Below are 2624 nucleotides of genomic sequence, written 5' to 3'. Positions count from 1 at the left end.
CTGGTCGAACGTAAAAGCCGTATTTATCTGACGAAGAAGGTTTTTTCTAAAGACTCTGCCGAAGTTGCCGCCGCTATTATCTCGATGCTGAGCGGCTATAAGGACGTCTGTCACACAATCACGTTCGACAACGGCAGGGAGTTTACCCGGCACAAGGAAGTCGCTGACGCGTTGGAAGCGGAAACCTACTTCGCTCATCCATATGCCTCGTGGCAGCGCGGGCTAAACGAGAACACCAATGGGTTGTTGAGGCAGTTTATCCCGAAAGGAACTGACCTGACGGCAGTGACGGATGACGAGCTCCGCAAGTACCAGGGAGCACTGAATAGCAGGCCACGGAAATGCCTTGGGTTCCGGCAACCTTCAGTGGTCTTTGTAGAGCTAAAACAGGCGGCTTAGCGTTGCACTTCGAACTTGAATCCGCCGTTTTTTATTCCATAAATAAGTAAAGGTAAGTGCCTCACGACTAAAAATAAGCAGTTTTTGAAATTCAATTTTGGTTTATTCCCCTCTCTGCACATACAGACGTTATTATTATCACTGTGATTAATAACATGCCCCGATATCTTTGGAATTATGGTCATTTGTGGTGTATGGGGATTCGAGGAAGGTGGCGTATCCTTTTGATTGATTTCTTCCAATATTTCAATAACATTGATGTGGTACACCATGTCCAATGCTAGCCAAAAATCCCTTCTGACTCACATGTTGTCGTATCAATTCCTGAATATTTGCCAATTGTCGTCTAAAGTTTTTCGTATGCTCAATAACTTATAGATTGCCTACAATCTGGACATGGAGAATTGCTGATGAGAAGAGCTGAAAAACGTCAACGGAACATGCCTCTGTTCACCCCACTACTGCTGGCTGGTACCCTTTCTGTCAGCTTCTCGCTACAGGCAGAAGATAATCAGCGAATGTTAACCAGCACGCCGCAGCCGCCGGATGTGCGCCTTGGGCCGCTGTTCCACGCGGTGCAGGCTGCCAAGCTCTACCCCGATCAGAAAACCTTCGCCGACGCGGTGCCAAAAAAAAATCCGACGTTAATCCTCAGCGACTGGCAGATGCAGAAAACCCAGCGCAACTTCGACCTTAAACGCTTTGTCGCCACCAACTTTACCCTGCCCGCAGAGGGAGAAAAGTACGTGCCGCCAGCCGGGCAGAGCCTGCGTGAGCATATCAACGACCTGTGGCCCGTGCTGACGCGTTCCACCACCCAGGCAAGCCAGTTGGATTCCCTGCTGCCGCTGCCGAAGCCTTACGTAGTGCCGGGCGGGCGCTTCCGCGAGGTTTATTACTGGGACAGCTACTTCACCATGCTGGGGCTGGCGGAGAGCGGCCACTGGGATCGCGTGCAGGATATGGTGAATAACTTCGCGATCGAGCTTGATAAATATGGTCACATCCCAAACGGTAACCGCAGCTACTACCTCACCCGCTCGCAGCCGCCATTCTTCAGCATGATGGTCGACCTGCTGGCGAAGCATGATGGGGATGCGATCTACAGCAAATACCTGCCGCAGCTGCAAAAAGAGTACAACTACTGGATGGCGGACGCCGACAGCGCCGCGCTGAAGGCAGGCCACGCCAGCAAGCGCGTGGTAAAGCTGAAAGATGGCACCCTACTCAATCGCTACTGGGATGCACGCGACGTGCCGCGTACCGAATCTTATATGGATGATATCGCCACCGCGCAGAAAGCCAGCGGCCGCGACAAGCCGGAGCTGTACCGCGACCTGCGCGCCGGGGCCGCTTCCGGCTGGGACTTCAGCTCGCGCTGGTTTGATAAGCCAGGCGATCTGTCAACCATCCACACTACGCAGATTGTGCCGGTCGATCTGAACGCCCTGATGTTCCACCTTGAGCAGACGCTGGCAAAAGCCAGTAAAGTCGCTAAACAGGATGAGGCCAGCCAGCGCTTCGCTGACTTGGCGGAAAAGCGTCAGAAGGCGATTAACCAGTATCTGTGGTATGACAAGCAGGGCTGGTACACCGACTACGACTGGAAGAAAAATAGCGTGCGTCCGCAGCTGACTGCTGCCACGCTGTTCCCGCTCTATCTGCAGGTGACCACCGATGACCATGCCAGCTGCACCGCGACGGCGGTTAAGGCTCAACTGCTGAAAGAAGGCGGGCTGGTAACCACCACCGTGAATAACGGCCAGCAGTGGGATGCGCCGAACGGTTGGGCACCGCTGCAGTGGGTGGCCGTCGAAGGACTGAATCACTACGGTCAGCAGGATCTGGCAAAAGAGATTGGCCTGCGCTTCCTGCAAAACGTGCAGGATACCTATGACAAGGAACATAAGCTGGTCGAGAAATACGTGGTGGAAGGCAAAGGGCTGGGCGGCGGCGGTGAATACCCGCTGCAGGACGGCTTCGGCTGGACCAACGGCGTCACGCTTAAGCTGATGGATCTCTACTGTCCAAAAGGGGTGACCTGTAATAACGTTGGCGATATCACCGCAGCGAAACCCGCCAACTAATCTGACGATCTGTTAACCGGGGCGAAGCTTTGTTGAATAAATAGAGATTATGCTGCGACCCCATAAAAACAGCGATCGTCCATAACATAAAATCAGCAGGTTACAACCAGTGTTCGGTAATTGTAGTGGCACACTGAT

At 53.2% G+C, this 2624-nt stretch carries 2 protein-coding genes; both read left to right on the top strand.

Going from position 1 to position 2624, the window contains the following annotated elements; genetic code table 11:
* On the top strand, positions 1-399 hold a 399-nt coding region (locus BBW68_RS15100; RefSeq protein ID WP_148127474.1), incomplete at its 5' end, for an IS30 family transposase.
* A gap of 410 nt (positions 400-809) precedes the next feature.
* The gene (gene treA / locus BBW68_RS15090; protein WP_070135975.1) at positions 810-2486 is read left to right on the top strand and encodes an alpha,alpha-trehalase TreA; all 1677 of its coding nucleotides are present in this window, start codon (positions 810-812) and stop codon (positions 2484-2486) included.
* The last annotated feature ends 138 nt before the right edge of the window (positions 2487-2624 follow it).

Source organism: Candidatus Erwinia dacicola, assembly GCF_001756855.1.
Lineage (GTDB): Bacteria > Pseudomonadota > Gammaproteobacteria > Enterobacterales > Enterobacteriaceae > Erwinia > Erwinia dacicola.
Note: the sequence above shows the minus strand (reverse complement) of the source record. Positions and strands in the feature narration are given on the sequence as shown.

Coding starts and splice junctions, on each gene's coding strand:
- treA (WP_070135975.1), top strand. CDS start 810: ATGAGAAGAGCTGAAAAACGTCAACGGAACATGCCTCTGTTCACCCCA.